The following is a 20,890-nucleotide window of genomic DNA, read 5'->3' as shown; positions in this document are numbered from 1 at the left end:
AAAGAGGTTACTCTCAGCCGCTTTCGACCGGGCAGTCGTGCCTTGCGGGAACTAAAGTTCCCGGGGTTCGACGACGTCCCGCGAGAAGCATGAAATCGCGGATCGCCGCACGCCGTCACAACCCTTAAGGCCCATGCCCAACAGTCTGGATCTCGAAGGCCGTCCTGAGGACACCAGGGTCGTTGTCGCCATGTCGGGCGGCGTCGATTCCTCGACGACGGCTGCGCTTCTGAAGGCGGAAGGCTACGACGTCGTCGGCATCACGCTGCAGCTTTACGACCATGGCGCGGCGACCCATCGCAAGGGTGCCTGCTGCGCCGGCCAGGATATCCACGACGCCCGCGACGTCGCGGCAAAACTCGGCATTCCCCATTACGTGCTCGACTACGAGGATCGCTTCCGCGAATCCGTCATCGACAATTTCGCCGACAGCTACGCGCTCGGCGAGACGCCGGTGCCGTGCATCGAGTGCAACCGCAGCGTCAAATTCCGCGACCTCCTGAAGACCGCGCGCGAGCTCGGCGCACAGGCGCTCGCCACCGGCCATTACGTCGCCTCGCGCCGCCGCGAAGACGGCTCGCGCGCGCTGGTCTGCGCGGCCGACGCCGACCGCGACCAGAGCTATTTCCTGTTTGCGACGACGCAAGAACAGCTCGACTTCCTGCGCTTCCCGCTCGGCGACATGACCAAGCCCGAGACGCGCGAGCTCGCGCGCCGCTTTGGCCTGTCCGTCGCCGACAAGCACGACAGCCAGGACATCTGCTTCGTGCCGACGGGCCGCTATACCGACATCATCACGCGCCTGCGTCCGAATGCGATGGACCCCGGCGACATCGTCGATCTCGATGGACGCGTGCTCGGCCGGCACAATGGCATCGCCAATTTCACCGTCGGCCAGCGCCGCGGCCTCGGCATCGCCGCCCACGCGCCGCTGTTCGTGGTGCGGCTTGAGGCTGCCACCCGCCGCGTCGTCGTCGGCCCGCGCGATGCGCTGAAGATGCACCGCATCGCCTTGCGCGACGTCAACTGGATCGGCGGCGGCGACATCGACCGCGCCATCGGCGCCGGCCTCGAATTGTTCGTGCGCGTGCGCTCGACCCGCGCGCCGCAGCCGGCATGGCTGCGCGGCGCGAACGGCCATTATGAGGTCGAGCTCGTCGGCGGCGAGGAGGGCGTCTCGCCCGGCCAGGCCTGCGTGTTCTACGACGCGCCCAGTGGGCAGGCCCGCGTGCTTGGCGGCGGCTTCATTCAAAGCGCCGCCGCGAAAGTCGCGACAGGCACGGCGAGGCCGCTTGTCGAAGCGGTGCGCGGTTAAGAGAATTCAGGGCAGGGGGCATGGCAGCAGACATCTCGCGGGCCGGGGTCGAGAAGGCCTATGGCCGCTGGGCGCCGGTCTATGATCTCGTGTTCGGCAAGGTGTTCGACGCCGGACGGCAGTCGACCATCGCGGAGGCCGACCGCATCGGCGGCCGCATCCTCGACGTCGGCGTCGGTACCGGCCTGTCGCTGTCGGACTATTCGCGCACCACGAAAATCTGCGGCGTCGACATCTCCGAGCCGATGCTGCGCAAGGCGCAGGCGCGGGTGCGTGCGCTTCGCCTCTCCAATGTCGAAGTGCTCTCGGTGATGGATGCGAAAAACCTCGCCTTCCCCGAAAACTTCTTCGACGCGGTGGTGGCGCAATATGTCATCACCGCCGTGCCCGATCCCGAAGGCACGCTCGACGAGTTCGTGCGCGTGCTCAAGCCCGGCGGCGAGCTGATCCTCGTCAACCACATCGGCGCCGAGACCGGCCCGCGCAAACTGTTCGAGCTCGCCTTCGCGCCCGTCGCCCGCCGCCTCGGCTGGCGCCCGGAATTCCCGTGGGCCCGCCTCGAGGGCTGGGCCGCGAGGCACGGCGGCATCACCTTGGCCGAACGGAGGCCGATGCCGCCGATGGGGCACTTTTCGCTGATCCGCTACCACAAATCGTGATCGTGCCGAGGGAACACGCGCCGTGATCGGCGCGTTTTGCTCCCATGCGCACGACATCAAACATCATCCTGGCCAGCCTCCTGATCGTCGCCTCCGGCAGCGCGATCGCGCAGGCTCCGCCCGCCCCGGCGACGCCGCCGCAAGCGACCGCGCCGCCATCCCCGCAACATGCGGCCAATTGCACCCCGCAGGACCGCCCTAACCGCCAGGCCGATGGCACCACCACCGGCCAGTCCCGGGAACCGCTCGGCGACAAGCTGGCAAAGTCCGACGGCGTGCTCTGCCCGCCCGCGGGCGTCGACCCCGAGATGCACGCCCCGGCCCCCGACACCGGCGGCAACACCCCGGTGATCCCGCCCCCCGGCAGCCCCGGCGGCGACCCGAACGTGCGGCCGAAATAGGCCCGATTCTTCCTTCGCCTCTCCCGCTTGCGGGAGAGGCCGGAATCCGCAAAAGCGCGGCTTCCGGGTGAGGGGGAGTCTCCGCAAATCTGATATCCAAAAACAGGCGATCCGCCGCCAAAACCGGTCGCTTTTCCACCCCCAAACGCCCTGTCGCGCCGAAGCTTTTAGCGAAGGCGGATTGACTTCCCGCCGCCCCCTTCTTTATATGCCGCGCGTTCGCGAGATCGGCCGTAGCCGCCGTTCGCGGGCCCTGTGGCGGGGTAGCTCAGCTGGTTAGAGCACGGGAATCATAATCCTGGGGTCGGGGGTTCGAGTCCCTCCCCCGCTACCATCTTTCCCCACACTCCCTTTACCCCGTTATGGTGGGCAGCTTCGCCGAGCAGGGCATTTAATCGGCCTGCAATCTCAATCGCTACTCCACCCGGTCTGTCTGGATCCCGGAACACAGTGACCGTATCGACAAGATCTCTGATGGCCTGCGCGGCCTCGGCGTCACCGGCTGAAACACTTTTCCCCAGCGCTTCTTCAAGTCGACCGAGTTGCTCCTCGTACCGTTTCAGGATCCCCGGATGTAACGCGACTTCCTTCGGCGTGGCGGGCTCGCTCTTCAACTCCTCAGAGATCCGCTTTCGCTCGGCATCTAGGGCGGTCGATCTTGGCCCGAGAATTGATGGATCGCCGTGTCCTTTTGCAATTGCATCCACTAGTCGCTCGATTTCTCGGTTCAATTGCCCTAGCTGCAGCTCAAGGCGCTGCCGCTTTGCGTGTGATGTAGCTGCGAGGCGCTTCCGCTCCTCCAGATATGTTCGTACATATTCCGAAATAACGTTCGGGGCACGCAGTTCGGCCTTTAGCCCGCTGAGGACTGCACTTTCGACGTTGTGTAAATAGAAAGTCTTCGCGTCAGAACATGTGCCGCTCTCTGTCGCCGCGGAGCAGCGAATACGAACGCGCCCTGATTTGTCCCGCCCATTGGTTGCCATACCCGAACCGCATGAGCCGCAACGGAGCAGGCCAGATAGCATTCGACGAGGCCGACGTTGGTGGCTGGGGTGGGTGTGACTGCGCTCTTCCTTGCGTCGCTGAGCAGCTGTGAATAGCTCTGGATTGAGGATTGCAAGATGCGGCACTTCAGCAACCTGCCAGTCACTCTTTGGATTCGGTCGTGACAGGCGCTTTCCCGAGTCGGGATCTTTCACCATCCTAACTTTGTTCCAGACCAGGCGGCCCATATAAAGCTCGTTCTGCAGAATGCCGGCACCCCTCTCACTATTGCCATTTATTGTTGAGGCATTCCATGCGCGCCCCCGCGGAGGTGATATCCTCTCGTGGTTGAGATCGTGCGCGATTTCCCGAGGCGTACGGCCTTCGACGTATTCCTGAAAGATGCGCCGGATTACTCGTGCCTCTGTCTCGACCACAACTCGTTCGCCACTTCTTCCAGTGACCGCGGCGTATCCGTATGTCAGGCCACCCCCAGCCAAACCTTGCTTGATCCGCCCGGCTTGGCCACGACGCACTTTGTGCGCGTTGTCCTCACGATAGAGTTGTCCGATCAAGCCGCGAAGGCCGACCAGCACGGTGTTAACGACGCCTTCGTGGACCGCCCGGATCTCGATCCCGAGAAAGGATAGCCGCTTATGAATGCCTGCAAGATCTTCCATGTCGCGCGAGAGGCGATCTAGCGCCTCGACGATCACCACGTCAAAGGATCTCTCCCGCGCTTGGTCCAACATCCGCAAAAGGCCTTCGCGTCCCATGACAGAGCCGCCTGAACGAGCCCGATCTTCATAGGTACTGATAACAGTTAAGCCTTCGCGCTCCGCATACGTTTGACAAAGTGAAAGCTGATCCTCAATCGATCGCTCGTTCTGAAGATCGGTTGAGAACCGAGCATAGATCGTCGCTCTCTTCATTGTCGTTTCGGTTGGCGAGCTGTCTTTCATGATCTTCCCACGCGGCCAGACGAGCAAGTACGCGCGCGAGGCATAAGATCGCCTTGTCTGGAGTCGTCTGCAAGGACAATTTGCGATGGGCTTCCCGCACAATCGAAGCTCTAGGGCGTCGCGCAACTCAACGAGGTGCACGCACCTGCGCTGGAGCCAATCGACAAGATGTCGAGGGTAGTGATCATCCGAGCATTATGCTCGGATCGGGTGCCGAAGCGGAGCGGCCGCTGTCAGCTCGTCGTGCAATCGGCTGCCGCGGCGAAGAAAAAGAGAGGAGCCAACGCCTTCGGTCACGCCGAAGTGATGCTGCTGAGAAGGAGGTGCGGTCGGTGCGAGACGTTGCACCCGTGACCAGCTCGATCCATGGCAATTCGCGGAGGTGCACCAAGCTTCCGAGACGACATCCGGCAATTGTAATCGGCCACTAACTGAAGCTCTGGCAGTGGTCGTAACCGTTTGACTGATACTGTAGAGATCGTGCGCCCGGGTGGCGAACTACAGCATCATTCTCACAACGACGTCGACGTTATTACCGAGCTGATCGGTCTTGCGGTTGCACGCGATGCCGGCGTGCATGTGATGGCGGGAAGAACCGAGAGTCGGTCGGCGATTTATATCGATGCAGGTCTTGTTCTTAGCTGTGAATAGGACAATGTGGCAAATCATGGCTGGATATGGCTCGTGCGAGATGAAGGCCTATCGGAGGGCTAACTTGGTGTCGTGCCAGGGACGACGCCGCCTGGTGCGCTGCGATTGCATTGTTGTCTCTCATAATAAAGCAGGAAAGGCGAGCCGCTCAATACTTTGAATGTGACGCGCAAGCAGATCGCAGGCCTGATCGATATTACGTGATCGTACTGCTTGCAGAATCAAGCGGTGATCCTGATTGGATCGCGGACGCCATCCGGCACTGCGCGCCATCGCGAACACTAATCGCGAGTTTGCGAGTTGCAGTCCATCGAGGCAGGCGAGCAATCGAGGCATTGCGCAGGGCGCCACGAGTGCGTGGTGAAATGTGCGATTCGCGATCTCGAATTCCTGAATTGTCTCCGCGTTGTCGGCTTCGATCAGGGCTAGCTCAATCCGCGCGAGATGGGCCGCCGTGAGTTTCGGCGCGGCATTCCGCAGCGCGACCACTTCCAGCGCGGCGCGCATCTCGGCGATCTCCTTTACCGACTTCGCGTCGAGCGATGCAACGCGCACGCCGCGGCGGGGGGCGGCAACAACGAGGTGTTGTGCCTCCAGTTGCCGAAAAGCTTCCCGCACGGGGACGTGGCTCGAGTTGAATTCGCGCGCGATATGGTCCTGCCTCAGCGGTGCGTCTGGTGCTAGGGCGCCGCTGATAATGCGGCGCCCGATCGAATGGGCAATGCGTTGCGAAGTTGTCGCGTTCTCACTCATCATAGATTATCTATCAGAAAACACCGTGCATGTCGGCCGGACGTCAGTTAGCATAACTCGACATGAAAGATCATAGATAATCCTGAGGATTATCTATAGTTGGTAGAGGAGGCTCGTAGGCTCGGATGATCCCAAGCGCGAAAACAAAACCGGACGACGGCTGCGACATTGAACCCGTTCGCTACGACTGGACCCTTGGCGAGGCGGAGGCGCTCTATAACGCGCCGTTCTCCGACCTGATGTTCCGTGCTCAGGCCGTTCACCGCCGCCGTTTTGATCCCAATCATCTGGAGACCGCGAGCCTTCTCAGCATCAAGACTGGCGGCTGCCCAGAGGATTGCGGTTATTGCTCGCAGAGCGCGCACTATGACACGGGGCTGAAAGCGACGCGGCTAATGGACAAGGCGGATGTGATCGCGACCGCCGAGCGCGCGAAAGCGGCCGGCGCGGCGCGGTTCTGCATGGCGGCGGCATGGCGCAGTCCAAAGGACCGCGACCTAGACCAGGTCTGCGAGATGGTCAGCGCGGTGAAGGGTCTCGGAATGGAAACCTGCGTGACACTCGGAATGCTTACCGCTCCTCAGACGCAGCGTTTGCGTGAGGCCGGCCTCGACTTCTACAACCACAACGTCGATACCTCGCCCGAATTCTATGGCCAGATCATCACCACGCGGATATTGCAGGAGCGTATTCACACGCTCACTGAGGTGCGCGCGGCGGGCATAAAGGTCTGCAGCGGCGGGATCTTCGGCATGGGGGAGCGCGTCGTGGATCGCCTCGGCATGCTGGTGCTGCTCGCCAATCTTCCGAGCCATCCGGATAGCGTGCCGATCAACCTTTGGAACGAGGTCAAGGGCGTGCCGGTCGCGGAAACGGCGGAACGGCCCGATCCAATCTCCCTCGCGCGTGTCGTCGCGGTCGCACGCATCCTGATGCCACAAAGCGTGGTGCGGCTGTCCGCCGGGCGGCAATACATGACGGATGAATTGCAGACGCTGTGCCTTCTCGCCGGCGCTAATTCGATCTTTATCGGCGACGCGCTTCTGACCACGCGCAACCCGCAGCGCGAGCGAGACGTGGAGTTGCTTGGGCGGCTTGGCATCAAATCCGGCCTCGACCAGGAGCAGCCGGGCAACAGGCGATCTGTGCCGGCTAATGTTAGCGTTCTCAGTGATCGACACCCATAGCCGTCTCTGCCGCCCTCGAGAGATTCTTGAGTTTCGTGATTGGCGGCCGCCGAGTGATTTGCGCAAGCACCCCCTTCTACACACCTGACTGATTGATGACTTCAACGCGCGCGGACAAGGTGGCCACTTATCGCGCCGCCTTGCGGGCCCTCAACGAGCAGGACCGGCTGCGGCGCCTAGCGCCGCGTTCGGGCATTGATTTTGGATCGAACGACTATCTCGCGCTGGCGAGTGCGCCGCGGATGAAGAAGGCTGTAGCGGCGGCGCTGGAAGCCGGCACTCCAATTGGGGCCGGCGGGTCACGACTCCTGCGCGGAAATTGCGACGAGCACGAACGTCTCGAAGCGGAGGCCGCGCACCTTTTCGGAGCCGAGACAGCGCTGTTTTTCAGCGCCGGATATGTGGCGAATTTTGCCATCCTGACGACGCTGCCTCAACGGGGCGATCTGCTGGTACTCGATTCGCGCGTGCACGCGAGCATTCGCGAAGGCGCACGGTCCGGACGAGCCGAGTTTCGCGAAAGCGCTCACAACGATCCGACGTCGGTCGAAGACGCAATCCGCGACTGGCGCGCGAAAGGCGGGACGGGTTGCGTCTGGATCGTGGCTGAAAGTCTGTACAGCATGGACGGCGATTTCGCGCCGCTCAGGGAGCTTGTCGCAATTGCCGACAGGCATGATGCGTTCCTTTTGGTGGATGAAGCTCACGCCACTGGCGTGTACGGTGAGCAGGGAAAGGGGCTGACCGCCCCCTATGAAGGGCGCGAGAACCTGGTGGTCGTTCATACATGCGGCAAGGCGTTGGGCGCCGCCGGCGCCCTCGTCACCGCGAGCCGGGTGTTGCGCGACTTCATGGTCAACCGTTGCCGTCCACTAATTTTTGCAACGGCGCCGTCGCCTTTACTGGCTGTTGCCGTGCAGGAGGCGCTAAAAATCTTGAAGGAGGAACCGGAACGGCAACAGCGCCTGGCCAGCTTAGTCGCCTTCACACATCAAGAGATCCGCTTGCGCGGGCGCCGGAGTCCCTCCGCTTCCCAGATTGTGCCTTACATTGTCGGCGACAACGTGCGCGCCATGAAACTGGCATCGATGCTGCAGGCTTGCGGATTCGACGTTCGCGGAATCCGACCCCCGACCGTGCCGCCGGGCACAGCTCGGCTGCGAATCTCCCTGACGCTGAATGTCGGAGAGAATGATGTGCGTTCCTTGCTCGATGCCTTGATGGAAGAAACCGGAAGCGAGGGAAGATGGCTCGGCGATTCGTAATCACCGGCACCGACACTGGGGTCGGCAAGACGATCTTTTGCGCAGGGATCGTCGGTTGTCTTGATGCCTATTATTGGAAACCGATCCAGGCTGGTCTTCGAGCGGAGACCGATTCTGAGGTCGTCAAACGACTGGCCGAACTTCCCGATGATCGGATTGTGCCAGAGCGGTATCGTCTTGAAACGCCAGCGTCACCACATTTCGCAGCAGAACTCGATCGGCTTCACATCGACGTCACCTCACTCAATGTGCCGGACACCGGTGATCGCCCGCTCGTGATCGAGGGGGCAGGCGGGCTAATGGTGCCGCTCAATCGCAACGAACTATATATGGACGTCTTTGCACGATGGCGGCTGCCAGTCATTCTCTGTGCGCGCACTGCCCTCGGTACCATCAATCATTCGCTGCTTTCGCTCGAGGCCTTGCACAATCGCAACATTGAGGTTCGTGGTATGGTGTTCATCGGTGAAGAGAACGTCCACACCGAGAGCACTATTTGCAGGGTTGGAAAAGTGCGGAAGCTGGGTCGGCTCCCGTGCCTTGTTCCACTCACCCCGAACGCGCTTCGCGCGGTCTTCAAGGATTCGTTCCATGCTGGCGATTTCGATTTATAATGTGCAAAGCAAAGTCGCGGATCTGGCATCCGTTTACCCAACATGCGCTGCAGGGAGAGATGATAAAGGTTTTGCGCGGAGAGGGTGCATATCTTTACACCGCGAACGACCGTCGCATCATTGACGCGATCGCGTCTTGGTGGGTTGTGACCCATGGCCATTGCCATCCTGACATCGTGAATGCCATTCAGAAGCAGGCGGAAAAGCTCCACCAGATCATCTTCGCGGGCCACACTCATGAACCCGCCGAAGAGGTAGCCTCCCTGCTTTTGAAACTTGCGCCCCGTGGCCTCGACTACGTCTTCTTCTCCGACAGCGGCTCGACCAGCGTGGAGGTGGCGCTGAAATTGGCCCTCGGCTATTGGCGCAACATCGGCGAGCCGCGCTCACGTATCGTCGTGATGCAGCATTCCTATCATGGCGATACGGTGGGCACCATGTCGGTCGGGGCGCGTGGTGTGTTCAATGCGGCCTACGAACCTCTGCTGTTCGAGGTTACCTCAGTGCCGTTCCCGGCGCTGGGTCATGAACAGGCGACGCTCGACGCGCTCGAGGCCGCGTGTCGCAACGAAAATCCGGCTGCCTTTATCGTCGAACCCCTTATCCTGGGCGCTGGGGGGATGCTTATGTATCCTGCTTGGGTCCTAAATGAAATGAAACGGATCTGTGAGGCCTCAGACGTCCTGTTCATTGCCGACGAGGTCATGACCGGCTGGGGGCGCACTGGAACATTATTCGCTTGCGAGCAGGCTAGGGTCAGGCCCGACATTGCCTGCTATTCCAAGGGCCTTACGGGTGGCTCTCTTCCGCTCGCGGTGACGCTCTGCCGCGCGGACATTTTCAATGCACACTATTCGAAAGACCGAACCCGCACCTTCTTCCACTCCAGTTCTTACACGGCAAATCCGGTGGCGTGTGCCGCTGCCAAGGCGAACCTGGATCTCTGGTGTAACCGTGAGACCTACGAGCGTGTGGCCTCCGTCGCTGCAATGCAGAAACAGAAAATCGAGCCATTTCGCGCGGACGCGCGCTTCGGGAACGTCCGTCAGACTGGTACTATCACAGCACTCGAGCTGCAGGTGTGCGACGAGGGGTACCTCGCCAATATCGGGCCGAGCTTGCAGGCGTTCTTTAGCGATCGAGATCTGCTGCTGCGCCCACTTGGCAACACGATCTATGTCATGCCGCCGTATTGTGTCACCTCAGCGGACCTCGCAGAAATCTACGCCGCAATAAGCGATGCAGCCGATGAGCTGGTCTAGAAGCAGGCCGGACCGGTCGCCGATCGCCACAGCCTGTCGACGGAGCTGCCGAACCCAATGGACCCGCCCGCACCAGCGGCCGAGTCATCGTGTGGTGATCACGCAACCAGAAGGAATTTCATCCTTGGTGGGCCGTTTTTGAGACGAAAAGAACTCGCAGCTAAGCTGCACGGCATCCATGTCACGGAGGCGAATCTCCATTATCACGGTTCCATCACCCTCGATCCAGATCACTGCGACGAGACGGGCATTCTACCGATTGGATTTGTGGAGATCTGGAACAATAACTCCGGGGCACGAATTCAGATATGTCATTCTCGACGCACGCGGCTCACGTTGCTGTCCTCAACGGCGCTGCTCCGCGGACCTGCCAAGTCGGTGCTCATTGTTTGCAGTTCGTCTTACTTAGACGAGCAGCAAACTCTTCAGTTGAGGCCGAAGATCTCACTGATCGCAGCAACCAGTTACTGATCGCCTGACATACTCGACTACTTCGGACGCTGCGGGTCGATATGGCTTCGAAACAGCGGGCGAGTTGGGTGACATCAATGCCTTGCCACTTGCACCGCAGAATCGACGGAGGTTGTGGACGCGATGGGGTCCAAATGAGCCCCCTTTCGGAGCGGCCGGTCGAGCGCATCACTATTCCCATGCTGCAGCGCTGGAAGGAGGACGCCGGCGTCTTGTCATAACCACTGTTTACGCCGCGGTTGCGGCGCGTATCGCGGATACTTCCGTTGACATCATTCTCGTCGGTGTCAGTGTCGGAACGTTTGCCTTGGATTTAAAAACACGCCGCCTGTGAGCGTGGCGATGATGAACCATCATCTGCAAGCCGTTGCACGCAGCAAGCCTCGCGCTTTGCGCGTCGCCGATGTGCCATTGCTTCCACCTCAGCACCGACGAATTGCGAGATTCCCGTGATGGGTCATCTGGGTCTTACGTCAGCGGGCCCTTGCGATCAATCGTGGACTGTCCGCCGCGGTCAATGAATTTCGCTCAGGAGAGCCGCAACGTAGAAAAGCTAATGCGATCGCCAAGAGGCATTTAAAGGCAGTTGACCGACTGCAGTATCTTGAACTTGTGGACGGTGACACGCTCAACACCGCCGACAAACCGCTTGGACGCCCGCGGCGCTTTGTGCAGCAGCCTACGTTGGCGGCTAATCGACACGTAATACTGGCGTTGCGCAAGTCCGTAGCGCGCTGCGTAGCCCAACAGTACGGAGGATATTGAGCTGGAAGAAGGCTCAAGCCAGCGTTTCCGACAGACGTGCCGAGCTGGTAGCAAGGGCCAGCTCCGAGCCGACGTTGCTCAGCGAGTTAGCGACGCGATTGGGGGTGCATGCGGAATATTGTGGGATTGGCAACCTCACAACTTTCGCGGGGCTGCGGCCAGTGACCGTTTCGACAAACCTTGGTATAGCGTTTTGCAGCCCATTCTATATTGGCCGCTTACCTTTGTAGAGTTGAGCACCCGTCAGGTCGCTTGTACTTTCGATGTCGAGCTGGATCATTCGATCGACGGGTCATCGCGAAGCCTGAAGTGACACCTTGCTAGCGGTCGTTGCGTTCCATGTGAGGGCGAATATCTTGAGACTGACCTTTGGCAGGTTGCACGCGCGCTTTGTCTTAAGGAAGGGACCCACTGTTCGAGATCGCGATGAGTGATCAGAACAGCGCAGCCAACCTTCATTCAAGCGACGAAGTTCCAGAAGCGGAGGATTGGGAACGCTATGCTCAGCAACGTGTGAGCCCTTTGAGTAGCCGATAGCGCTTTCCTCATATTAGGGCTTTGCGCAGTAGCCGCATTGATGATCATTGCTGCACCGCAAGTTGCTGGCTTATTTGCATCCCTCTCTGGAAATGCGAGTTGAGATGGCATTTACCGAGCTTTTCATCAAACGTCCGGTATTGTCTATCGTCGTCAGTTTCCTGATCTTGCTGATCGGATTTCGCGCGGCCACCGTGCTGCCGATACGGCAATATCCCAAGCTATCTAATACAGTCGTAAATATCACGACTTCCTTTCCTGGCGCCTCCGCCGACATGATCCAGGGGTTCATCACCACTCCCCTGGAGCAGGCAGTCGCTTCCGCCGAGGGCGTCGACTACATCAGTTCCTCATCGGTGCTCGGTACCTCGACGATCCAAGTCCACATCAAGCTGAATTTTGATCCGAACGAGGCGCTCACCGAGGTGCTCTCCAAGGTCAACTCAGTCAGATACTTAATTCCAAAGGAATCAAACGATCCGGTCGTCACTAAGTCGACCGGTCAGACCACCGCTGTCATGTACATCGCCTTCTCCAGCGAGCAACTGACGGCCAGCGCGATCTCCGACTACCTCTCCCGCGTCGTGCAACCAGTTATGTCAACTGTCGATGGCGTCGCAGCGGCAGACATCCTGGGGGGCCAGAGTTTTGCGATGCGCCTATGGCTCGACCCTGCGAAAATGGCAGGTCACGGCGTGTCGCCGGCTGAAGTGTCGGCTGCAATCGCCGCTAACAATTTCCAGGCCGCGGCCGGCCAGACGAAGGGCAATTTCACCATCTACGACGTCACTGCGAACACGGATCTGCGGAGTGTCGATGACTTCAAGCGCATGATCGTCAAAGCCAATGACGGCGGCTTTGTGCGCATGGAGGACATTGCCGTAGTCGAGCTTGCCGCGCAGACCACAGACATCAGCGTCGCCATGAACGGCGAGCACGCGGTATTCATCGGCGTTCAGGCGAGCCCGCAAGGCAATCCGCTAAACATAGTGCGAGGCGTTCGGGCGCTGTTTCCAGAAATGGAGCGTAACCTCCCGCCGTCACTGAAGATGAAAGTGGCCTACGACTCCACCAAATTCATTCAATCATCGATCGATGAGGTGGAAAAGACGCTCATTGAGGCCGTGGTTGTCGTGGTGGTGGTGATCTTTCTATTCCTGGCCTCGCTGCGGTCGGTCATCATTCCTGTAGTCACTATTCCGTTGTCGCTCGTTGGTGTCTGCAGCATCATGCTGGCGCTGGGGTTTTCATTCAATCTCCTGACCCTTCTTGCAATGGTTCTCGCAATCGGTCTCGTGGTCGACGACGCGATCGTAGTGGTGGAGAATATTCATCGCCATTTAGAAGAAGGTGCGCCGCCTTTACTAGCTGCTACGAGGGGCGCCCGAGAGATCGTCGGGCCTGTTCTCTCCATGACGATTACCTTGGCTGCGGTATATGCACCAATCGGATTTCTCGGCGGCCTCACCGGCGCGCTGTTCCGCGAGTTCGCCTTTACGCTAGCCGGAGCGGTGATCGTGTCAGGTGTGATCGCTTTGACGCTGTCGCCGATGATGTGCTCGCTCTTCCTCAAACCCGCTGAGGAGGGGCGGATCGCAAGATTTGTGAACCGTGGGTTCGGCGCCATGACACGATGGTATGGCCGCAAGCTCGACCGCTCGCTCGACTATCGTCCGATTACCGGGCTGTTTGCGCTGACCATGTTGGGCCTTGTCGGCTTTCTCTATATGCATACTTCGAAGGAACTCGCACCCGAGGAGGATCAAGGTATCGTATTCGCTCTAATCAAGGCGCCGAAATACGCCAATATCGATTACCTCGACTATTACGGTACCAAGCTCGAGAAAGCCTTTCAGAAATTTTCCGAGACTGATTTGAGCTTCGTGCTCAATGGCGTTAGCGGCCAGCAGAGTGGCATGGCCGGCATGTTGCTCAAGCCATGGGATGAGCGCAAGCGATCATCGACCGCGCTAAAGTCCCTTGTCCAAGCCGAGCTGTCGAAAATCGAAGGCATTAACGCGTTTGCCTTTAGCTTGCCGCCGCTTCCGGGCGGCTCGGGTGGCCTACCAGTGCAGATGGTGATCAATTCGACGCTTGGGTTCCAATCCGTCTACGAGCAGATGTCGAAGTTGAAGGATGCCGCGCGCAAGAGCGGTCTATTCATGGTGAGCGACTCCGACCTCGAGTTCAACCAGCCGGTGGTACGAATCAGGGTTGATCGATCCAAGGCCAACGAGCTTGGTATCACCATGCAGACCATCGGTAACGCGCTCGCCACCTTACTTGGCGGAAACTACGTCAATCGCTTCAATTTGCAGGGTCGCTCCTACCAGGTGATCCCGCAGGTGCCACGTAACGAACGCCTGGCGCCCCAAGCAATCGGGAGCTATTATGTGAAGACTGCGACGGGCTCGATGCTCCCGCTGTCTACTGTAGTCTCTATCGATACTGCGACCGATCCGAACGCGCTCACCCATTACAATCAGCTCAACTGCGCGACCTTTCAGGCCGTGCCGATGCCCGGCGTCACGATCGGTCAGGCTGTGGACTTCCTGGAGGCCGAGGCAAAGAAACTGCCTGCAGGCTTCAGCCACGACTTCCTCGCCGACGCCCGTCAATATGTGCACGAGGGTAACCAACTGGCGATTACCTTTGCATTTGCAATCATCATCATATTCTTGGTGCTTGCGGCCCAGTTCGAAAGTCTGCGCGATCCCCTCATCGTCATGATCAGCGTGCCGATGGCAATCGTCGGGGCCTTGATCCCGCCATTCTTTGGCTGGGCGACTATGAACATCTACACCCAGGTCGGACTGTTGACACTGGTCGGCTTGATTTCCAAGCACGGCATCCTGATGGTTGAGTTCGCCAATGAGCTGCAGTTCAAGGAGAGACTTGACCGTCGCTCGGCCATAGAGATGGCGGCGCGAGTCCGACTGCGTCCAATCTTGATGACTACGGCGGCTATGGTCACGGGCTTCATACCCTTGTTGACTGCAACGGGAGCTGGCGCCGCGAGCCGCTTCTCGATCGGGCTCGTGCTCGTCGCTGGCATGTCTGTTGGCACGCTGTTCACGCTCTTCGTGCTGCCGGCGCTCTATGTCGCGATTGCGTCCGATCACCGTGCCTATGCGAGCTCCGGCCGCGCGAAGATCGCCGCCGAGCTCGACCTTACTGGTGCTGCTGATGCCCAGCTGACCAAGAAATGACGATAAATTCAATCAGGTTCGCTCGGTATAGTGAGCGAAGGGGGGCCTGCGACCGCTTGACGCTCCGGTACCCATCGAGATCTTCACGCCGGTGGTGCCGAGCTTGGCGACCGTCAGGTGCTCGGAAGAACACGTCGGTGATCGGCGGCTGCTCCGCTAAGGTGAATTGCACGGTACATTCACGGCAACGGAACGCCCAAGCTCGACATCGCCGGGGGGCGAAGACAATTGATGCTCGTCTGATAAAAGGTGGCGTTGCCATTTATCCAAGGGCTCTTGAAGGAGAATTGTTTGCTTCGATCTGACCGCATTGCGCTGCCAGCTGAAAAAAGATGTCGCTGAACCGCTTCGGATTCGACGCGAGTTCAATTGCGTCGGAACGGTCGTCAGGACACTTCCATGACCGACGCACTTGCCGGCTTTCGGCACGAGGACCATTGATCAACAAGTCGAAAAGCAGACTGACACGTATTCGCTAAGTGATCGTAGTCAGGTACTGGGACTGCAGCACAGCTCCTCGTTGTACGCCCGAAGTCGAAGGGCGAACGCACACAACGGCCACTGCCATTGTGAAGGCGGGCGGAGCTGCTAGCGGAATGATCAGACTCTGCCGCAATCCTGATGACCAATAGCCGCGCCGTTTGCCCGACGCGTGACCTGATGCCTCTGGAGTGGGAAAGTTAAGGAAATGCCTGAGTTTGATGCTGCTATGTGGTTTCTGGCCGCAACGACGTGTTTTGCGGCCTTTGTAAATGGAGCTATCGGCTACGGCTTTTCGTCGCTTACTGTACCCCTTGCGCTGTTTTTCTACACCAATCGCATTCTCAATCCCGCCATTGTCTTTATCGAGGTCTTCGTCAACGTTTACGTCCTCCTCATCAACTTGAACGGCGTGCGGGTGGTTTGGAGACGAGTGCTTCCCATCTTGCTTGGACTCTTGCCGGGCATTGCGCTCGGCGGCTATACGTTGACCTCGCTCCAGCCGGGCTGGATCAAGTTCGCCACCTACACGATCATTCTGCCTCTGATCCTGCTGCAAGCTGCGGGTTGGCGCCGCCCTATCCAAGCAAGCTGGCTGATCGGCCTGCCATTCGGGTGGATGCTGGGCATCCTCTATTCAGTGACGACTATCTCCGGCCCTCCCTTAGCGATGCTGTTTAACAACCAGGGCTTGGTCAAACACGAATTTCGCGCCGGCCTAGCGCTGGTTCGCGTGGCGGAATCGAGCGTTACCGCCTTCGTCTATTATCAGCTCGGCTTGTTCATTTCCGAAAGCGGCAGCTTGCTCTATGTTTTTGTACCCAGTGTAATGCTTGGCATCCCGCTGGGGTCCTACGTTATTCGCCGGCTTGATCCGGAGATGTTCCGACGAATCTGTATGAGCTTTGATGCCTGGATCGTGGGCTTTGGTTTGTCACGGGTGCTGATGGAGCTCGGTCTAGTGCAGAGCGCCTGGGCGTATAGCGTCATGACGGCGGCGATACTGATCGATCTCTGCCTGCTGTACGTTTTCCTTACCACGCACGGTCCGATGTGGTCAGAACGACGGTCTCGGCGAACTGCGGATATAAGCGCTGCACCTGAGGGTGATGTTGTCACCATGCCACTCGAAGTGACTGATGCCGGCGCGACCCGCTAGTCCAGAAGAAACGACTAATGCGAGACACGACACATCAAGCGCGGCGCGGCGAGCCATCTAGCCGCCTGAAACCATCGAATCTCTAAAGTATCGGGCCGACATTGACGGCTTGCGCGTCATAGCGGTCCTGTTTCTGTTAGATCTCGCGCGTCAGCGCCGTTACTAATGATGAGCGCTTCCGATTTGCAAAAGCTTCGGAAAACTTACGGCCGTGTTAGGGCCAACTACATAGAGCCGCGGGGCAGCATCAGCTTTGTAGGCTTTACAACAGGCCATAATGAGCGTTGCGCCTCTGGCTGTCGCAGACCAGTGAGAATGATCCCCTTGTATGGTAGCTCATCGGGAAAGATTCGCCGAAACACCGCATCGTCGAGGACCCCTAGTTGTCGCTCGCCCTGTGATATAGTCCGGTATTTGTTACGGCATCGCACTTGCACGGATGAGGAACGTCAAGTTGAGGGCATCATCGTCGAGCCGCGCGCCGCTTGCAGGCGGCGCACGTAGGATGAGGGGCGCCGCGCTCGGACCGCTCTTTCAGGAGCGCCCGTGATACCATCTGCCAAATTCGTCTGCCGGCCTGCTTGGGACGCGGCTGACATTTTTGGGGCCGGATTCGGCCTCGCCGAGGTGGGCGTTTTCGGGGGTATTTTAAATGTTGTACCCTTGCTGTGTCGGCGCGCCGGCAAACAGAACGTCATGCCAGCAGGCATAGCGATCGCGGTGATCACGACAGGCGCTACGCGGGTATACTCGTCGCGCCCGGCAGCATCGGGCTCATCGCACACATGTTGGGCTTGCCCTTGGCGTTTGGGATGTTCGGCGGGCTCATATCCATCGTTAGCTGCCGGCGAGGATAATGATGAAAGACGATCGCTAAGGCATTGGTCGAGAGGAAAGGGGCAGCAGCACGCTTCCGGCTAATGATCGCCCACCTGCACGTCGGCTGGCTGCGCCGTAGCTAGCATTCACCGCGTCACTCGGGTTCTTGGCGGCCAACTATGGGCAGTTGTTGACGATGAACGTTGGTGAACTGCGAAGAAAGATTGATCGTTACGTGAGCGGCCAGTCCGCTAAGCCGGACGTTCACCGCTGATTGATCGTAGGATAGCCCTTATACGGGAACAAGTGAATCACTCTGGTGCCGTCCATCGCTGTCAGCGCGATACGCCCGATATGCCAGCTGAATGCCGTCCTTGAGCGAGGTCGTGGCGCGCCAGCCGAGCGCGGAAAGCCGACCCACGTCGAGCAGCTTGCGCGGCGTGCCGTCCGGGCGGGACGTGTCGAAGCAGATCTCACCGCGAAAACCGACGGCGGTCGCGACCATGAGTGCGAACTCGGCGATGCTGATATCCTCGCCGGTGCCGATATTGACTGGTTCCGGCGAGGAATAGGTCTTCATGAGATGGATGCAGGCGTCGGCGAGATCATCGACATAGAGGAATTCACGGCGCGGCGTGCCGGTGCCCCACACCACGACGTGGCCACCGCCCGAAAGTTTGGCCTCGTGGAAGCGGCGGATCAGCGCGGCGACGACATGGCTGTATTCGGGGTGATAATTGTCGCCGGGGCCGTAGAGATTGGTCGGCATCACGCTGATGAAATCGGCGCCGTACTGGCTGCGATAGGCCTGGGCCATCTTGATGCCCGCGATCTTGGCGATGGCGTAGGGTTCGTTGGTCGGCTCCAGCGGGCCGGTCAACATCGAATCCTCTCGGAGCGGCTGCGGCGCCAGGCGCGGATAGATGCAGGAGGAGCCGAAGAACATCAACTTCTCGCATCCATTGGCATGCGCCGCCTGGATCACGTTGCTCGATATCGCCAGATTGTCGTGGAGAAACTCGGCGCGCAGCACGTTGTTAGCCACGATGCCGCCGACTTTGGCAGCCGCGAGGAACACCGCTTGCGGTCGCTTCGCGGCAAACCAGGCATTCACCGTGGCTTGGTCGCGCAGATCGAGCTCCTTGCGCGACACCGTCAAGAGATCGGCCTGTTCACGTGCTAGCCGGCGCATCAGCGCCGCGCCGACCATGCCGCGATGGCCGGCAACGAAAACCGTCTTGCCCTTGAGTTCAAACGCCGTGCTTGCCATTGGCCGCGCCCTGCCTGGCTTCGACGAGATCGCTGGCGACCATTTCCCTCACCAGCTGCGAGAACGGCGTTTTCGGAACCCAGCCGAGCTTCGCGCGCGCCTTGCTGGCGTCCCCGATCAGGAGATCAACCTCGGTCGGACGGAAATAGGCCGGATCGATCTGCACCAGCGTCTTGCCGGACGCCTTATCCACGCCAACCTCGTCGACGCCCTTGCCGCTCCATTCGATGCTGCGCCCGACCTCGGCAAACGCCAGCTCGACGAACTCGCGGACCGACCGCGTCTCGCCTGTCGCGAGCACGAAGTCGCCGGGCTCGTCGACCTGCAGGATCCTGTGCATGCCCTCGACGTAGTCTCGGGCGTGGCCCCAGTCGCGCTTGGCGTCGAGATTACCGAGATAGAGTGTGTTCTCAAGGCCGACTTCGATGCGGGCGACGGCGCGGGTGATCTTGCGCGTCACGAAGGTCTCGCCGCGGGTCGGGCTCTCATGGTTGAATAGGATGCCGTTGCTGGCGAACATGCCATAGGCCTCACGGTAGTTCACTGTGATCCAGTAGCCATAAAGCTTGGCGACGCCATAGGGCGAGCGCGGATAGAATGGCGTGGTTTCCTTCTGCGGCACCTCTTGCACCAGCCCGTAAAGCTCCGAGGTCGAGGCCTGGTAGAACCGGATCTCCGTTTCCATGCCGACGATGCGGATCGCTTCCAAAAGGCGCAGCACGCCGATTGCGTCGGCATTGGCGGTGTATTCCGGGCTCTCGAAACTGACCTGGACGTGGCTCTGGGCGGCCAGGTTATAGATTTCGGTCGGTCGGATCTGCTGCACCAGTCGGATCAGATTAGTCGAATCCGTCATGTCGCCATAGTGCATCAGGAACGGCACGTTGCCAGCATGCGGATCCTGGTAGAGACGATCGACGCGCGCGGTGTTGAATGAGGACGACCTGCGCTTGATCCCGTGCACGGTGTAGCCGAGACGGAGCAAATACTCCGCCAGATATGCGCCGTCCTGCCCGGTGACGCCGGTGATCAGCGCAACGCGCCGCTTTGAGTCCTGAGTCGCCATGGTCTCTCTTGTTGCGCCGGAAAGAAAGCCCTGTGAAACGCTAGTACGAAGCCGTTTCTCGAGAATCTAGGTGCGCCAAACCTGCTCCAACCGCAATTTGAGGAAAGCGATCGTTAGCTCCAGTCATACACATTATATAGGAAAGCACACTATATACATGGATTTAAATTGGACTGGCGTGTGCCAACACATTGATCTTCAAAACATGAAAGTCAATTAGCGCTCGCATCCTGACTGATACTCCGCGATAATCCTAAGCAGGCGAGATGGATGGCTGTCGCCGATACGAGCGCCTGGGCGGACTTGTCCGCCGATATTTACAATAAGATAGAAGCTGAGAATCTTTGTTCCTTATCGACCCTCAGGCGCATGTACGCATTCGCGTGGTGTCGCCATGGCTTGGCAGAGCGACGAACTGAGGCCGCAGTCGTAAATGCATTTGTCGGATGACGGGATGCAAGCCAGCACACAGTTGTGCCTGCGCGTCAATTCGTAATCTACAAAGCCCCGTACCGTTAACTTCCGGACAGAACACACGGTCTTGGTGGTCGACTCGCCGACCGTGATCAGCGCGCCGTTGCCATCTAAACTTCGCGCAGGCAGCGGACGGTCAACCAAAGACAGAATGAAATGAGCAGCAAACGTTAGTATAGATCTTCGAACGTTTCGATATCGAAAGTTTACGTTCGTACGATAGAGCTTCGCTGCCAATCGTTTAGGCTCGACAAGCGTAACTTGCCTCTGTGCTTTATGAGCCTCTTAAACCGCGGCGGCAAAAGGTTTCCAGCAACACAGGGTAATTCACGCTAGAGCGGCTGCGCAAATGTGTTGGCAGCAGACCATGTAGAGGCCCTGGGCAGGTGTCATCTTTCTATCTGCAAAATGGAGCGCAGCTGAGACGGAAGGTGAGCCTCTCGAAGAATCAATGAGTGACACGCAAGGAATTACTCCCGCTCAGGTGCGGCCCGGTTCGCCGGTTTCGCTGCTATGTCGCACCAGTGTCAAAGCGGGCCTGCATATCTGGCTCTCCTCGAAGCGGTCACGCTATTCGCAGCCGC

General features: G+C 59.3%; 15 protein-coding genes, 1 tRNA gene and 2 pseudogenes. 14 read left to right on the top strand and 4 right to left on the bottom strand.

Annotation, left to right across the window (positions count from 1 at the left end; translation table 11 throughout):
* The first annotated feature begins 133 nt into the window (after positions 1 to 133).
* The 4 genes from mnmA (at position 134) to XI03_RS12050 (ending at position 2,709) form a co-directional block, all read left to right on the top strand.
* The gene (gene mnmA / locus XI03_RS12065; RefSeq protein WP_271592267.1) at positions 134 to 1,315 is read left to right on the top strand and encodes a tRNA 2-thiouridine(34) synthase MnmA; all 1,182 of its coding nucleotides are present in this window, start codon (positions 134 to 136) and stop codon (positions 1,313 to 1,315) included.
* A 20-nt stretch (positions 1,316 to 1,335) separates the two neighbouring features.
* Complete coding sequence (locus XI03_RS12060; protein WP_028140205.1) at positions 1,336 to 1,974, top strand: class I SAM-dependent methyltransferase; 639 nt, start codon at positions 1,336 to 1,338, stop codon at positions 1,972 to 1,974.
* Between the two features lie 44 nt (positions 1,975 to 2,018).
* Positions 2,019 to 2,375, top strand: coding sequence for a hypothetical protein (locus tag XI03_RS12055; RefSeq protein ID WP_028140204.1), 357 nt, complete (start codon positions 2,019 to 2,021; stop codon positions 2,373 to 2,375).
* 257 nt (positions 2,376 to 2,632) lie between these two features.
* Positions 2,633 to 2,709, top strand: a tRNA-Met gene (locus XI03_RS12050).
* Here XI03_RS12050 and XI03_RS12045 read toward each other — a convergent pair.
* Positions 2,666 to 4,294: a recombinase family protein gene (locus tag XI03_RS12045; protein ID WP_271592285.1), complete on the bottom strand. Its 1,629-nt coding sequence runs from the start codon at positions 4,292 to 4,294 to the stop codon at positions 2,666 to 2,668. The two genes, XI03_RS12050 and XI03_RS12045, sit on opposite strands and share 44 nt — an antisense overlap.
* Positions 4,295 to 4,783: 489 nt before the next feature.
* Here XI03_RS12045 and XI03_RS12040 point away from each other — a divergent pair, with 489 nt between their 5' ends.
* Positions 4,784 to 4,975 (top strand): hypothetical protein, encoded by a 192-nt coding sequence (locus XI03_RS12040; protein ID WP_271592266.1) that lies wholly within the window; start codon positions 4,784 to 4,786, stop codon positions 4,973 to 4,975.
* A gap of 120 nt (positions 4,976 to 5,095) precedes the next feature.
* Here the strand turns inward: XI03_RS12040 and XI03_RS12035 are convergent, their stop codons facing one another.
* A complete protein-coding gene (locus tag XI03_RS12035; RefSeq protein ID WP_271592265.1) occupies positions 5,096 to 5,731 on the bottom strand; it encodes a GntR family transcriptional regulator in 636 nt (211 codons plus the stop codon).
* A 122-nt stretch (positions 5,732 to 5,853) separates the two neighbouring features.
* Here XI03_RS12035 and bioB point away from each other — a divergent pair, with 122 nt between their 5' ends.
* From bioB to XI03_RS11995, 9 genes and pseudogenes are all read left to right on the top strand, one after another.
* A complete protein-coding gene (gene bioB, locus XI03_RS12030) occupies positions 5,854 to 6,915 on the top strand; it encodes a biotin synthase BioB (protein ID WP_271592264.1) in 1,062 nt (353 codons plus the stop codon).
* Between the two features lie 95 nt (positions 6,916 to 7,010).
* Positions 7,011 to 8,180 (top strand): 8-amino-7-oxononanoate synthase, encoded by a 1,170-nt coding sequence (locus XI03_RS12025; protein WP_271592263.1) that lies wholly within the window; start codon positions 7,011 to 7,013, stop codon positions 8,178 to 8,180.
* The gene (gene bioD / locus XI03_RS12020) at positions 8,162 to 8,794 is read left to right on the top strand and encodes a dethiobiotin synthase (RefSeq protein ID WP_271592262.1); all 633 of its coding nucleotides are present in this window, start codon (positions 8,162 to 8,164) and stop codon (positions 8,792 to 8,794) included. The genes XI03_RS12025 and bioD overlap by 19 nt, the downstream gene beginning before the upstream one ends.
* Positions 8,794 to 10,056 carry an adenosylmethionine--8-amino-7-oxononanoate transaminase gene (locus XI03_RS12015; protein ID WP_271592261.1) on the top strand — a complete coding sequence of 421 codons (1,263 nt, stop codon included), beginning with the start codon at positions 8,794 to 8,796 and terminating at the stop codon, positions 10,054 to 10,056. The genes bioD and XI03_RS12015 overlap by 1 nt, the downstream gene beginning before the upstream one ends.
* Before the next feature lie 57 nt (positions 10,057 to 10,113).
* Entirely contained in the window at positions 10,114 to 10,527 is a 414-nt protein-coding gene (locus XI03_RS12010) for an aspartate 1-decarboxylase (protein WP_442869711.1), read from the top strand.
* Between the two features lie 134 nt (positions 10,528 to 10,661).
* A pseudogene (locus tag XI03_RS12005) lies at positions 10,662 to 11,000 on the top strand (3-methyl-2-oxobutanoate hydroxymethyltransferase); the annotation flags it as partial.
* Positions 10,999 to 11,222 (top strand): annotated as a pseudogene (locus XI03_RS40265) (pantoate--beta-alanine ligase); the annotation flags it as partial. The pseudogenes XI03_RS12005 and XI03_RS40265, both read left to right, overlap by 2 nt.
* Before the next feature lie 711 nt (positions 11,223 to 11,933).
* Complete coding sequence (locus XI03_RS12000; protein ID WP_271592284.1) at positions 11,934 to 15,038, top strand: efflux RND transporter permease subunit; 3,105 nt, start codon at positions 11,934 to 11,936, stop codon at positions 15,036 to 15,038.
* Between the two features lie 688 nt (positions 15,039 to 15,726).
* A complete protein-coding gene (locus tag XI03_RS11995) occupies positions 15,727 to 16,677 on the top strand; it encodes a sulfite exporter TauE/SafE family protein (protein WP_271592260.1) in 951 nt (316 codons plus the stop codon).
* 1,111 nt (positions 16,678 to 17,788) lie between these two features.
* Here the strand turns inward: XI03_RS11995 and XI03_RS11990 are convergent.
* Together XI03_RS11990 and gmd are read right to left on the bottom strand one after the other, a co-directional pair.
* Positions 17,789 to 18,766: a GDP-L-fucose synthase family protein gene (locus XI03_RS11990; RefSeq protein ID WP_271592259.1), complete on the bottom strand. Its 978-nt coding sequence runs from the start codon at positions 18,764 to 18,766 to the stop codon at positions 17,789 to 17,791.
* Entirely contained in the window at positions 18,747 to 19,832 is a 1,086-nt protein-coding gene (gmd, locus tag XI03_RS11985; RefSeq protein WP_271592258.1) for a GDP-mannose 4,6-dehydratase, read from the bottom strand. The genes XI03_RS11990 and gmd overlap by 20 nt, the downstream gene beginning before the upstream one ends.
* Positions 19,833 to 20,890 lie beyond the last annotated feature (1,058 nt).

It is taken from the genome of Bradyrhizobium sp. CCBAU 65884 (genome assembly GCF_028128835.1).
Lineage (GTDB): Bacteria > Pseudomonadota > Alphaproteobacteria > Rhizobiales > Xanthobacteraceae > Bradyrhizobium > Bradyrhizobium ottawaense.
Note: the sequence above shows the minus strand (reverse complement) of the source record. Positions and strands in the feature narration are given on the sequence as shown.

Coding starts and splice junctions, on each gene's coding strand:
- XI03_RS12055 (WP_028140204.1), top strand. CDS start 2,019: ATGCGCACGACATCAAACATCATCCTGGCCAGCCTCCTGATCGTCGCC.
- XI03_RS12000 (WP_271592284.1), top strand. CDS start 11,934: ATGGCATTTACCGAGCTTTTCATCAAACGTCCGGTATTGTCTATCGTC.
- bioB (WP_271592264.1), top strand. CDS start 5,854: ATGATCCCAAGCGCGAAAACAAAACCGGACGACGGCTGCGACATTGAA.
- bioD (WP_271592262.1), top strand. CDS start 8,162: ATGGCTCGGCGATTCGTAATCACCGGCACCGACACTGGGGTCGGCAAG.
- XI03_RS11995 (WP_271592260.1), top strand. CDS start 15,727: ATGCCTGAGTTTGATGCTGCTATGTGGTTTCTGGCCGCAACGACGTGT.
- XI03_RS12025 (WP_271592263.1), top strand. CDS start 7,011: ATGACTTCAACGCGCGCGGACAAGGTGGCCACTTATCGCGCCGCCTTG.
- XI03_RS12010 (WP_442869711.1), top strand. CDS start 10,114: ATGGACCCGCCCGCACCAGCGGCCGAGTCATCGTGTGGTGATCACGCA.
- XI03_RS12035 (WP_271592265.1), bottom strand. CDS start 5,731: ATGATGAGTGAGAACGCGACAACTTCGCAACGCATTGCCCATTCGATC.
- mnmA (WP_271592267.1), top strand. CDS start 134: ATGCCCAACAGTCTGGATCTCGAAGGCCGTCCTGAGGACACCAGGGTC.
- gmd (WP_271592258.1), bottom strand. CDS start 19,832: ATGGCGACTCAGGACTCAAAGCGGCGCGTTGCGCTGATCACCGGCGTC.
- XI03_RS12015 (WP_271592261.1), top strand. CDS start 8,794: ATGTGCAAAGCAAAGTCGCGGATCTGGCATCCGTTTACCCAACATGCG.
- XI03_RS12060 (WP_028140205.1), top strand. CDS start 1,336: ATGGCAGCAGACATCTCGCGGGCCGGGGTCGAGAAGGCCTATGGCCGC.
- XI03_RS12045 (WP_271592285.1), bottom strand. CDS start 4,294: ATGAAGAGAGCGACGATCTATGCTCGGTTCTCAACCGATCTTCAGAAC.
- XI03_RS11990 (WP_271592259.1), bottom strand. CDS start 18,766: ATGGCAAGCACGGCGTTTGAACTCAAGGGCAAGACGGTTTTCGTTGCC.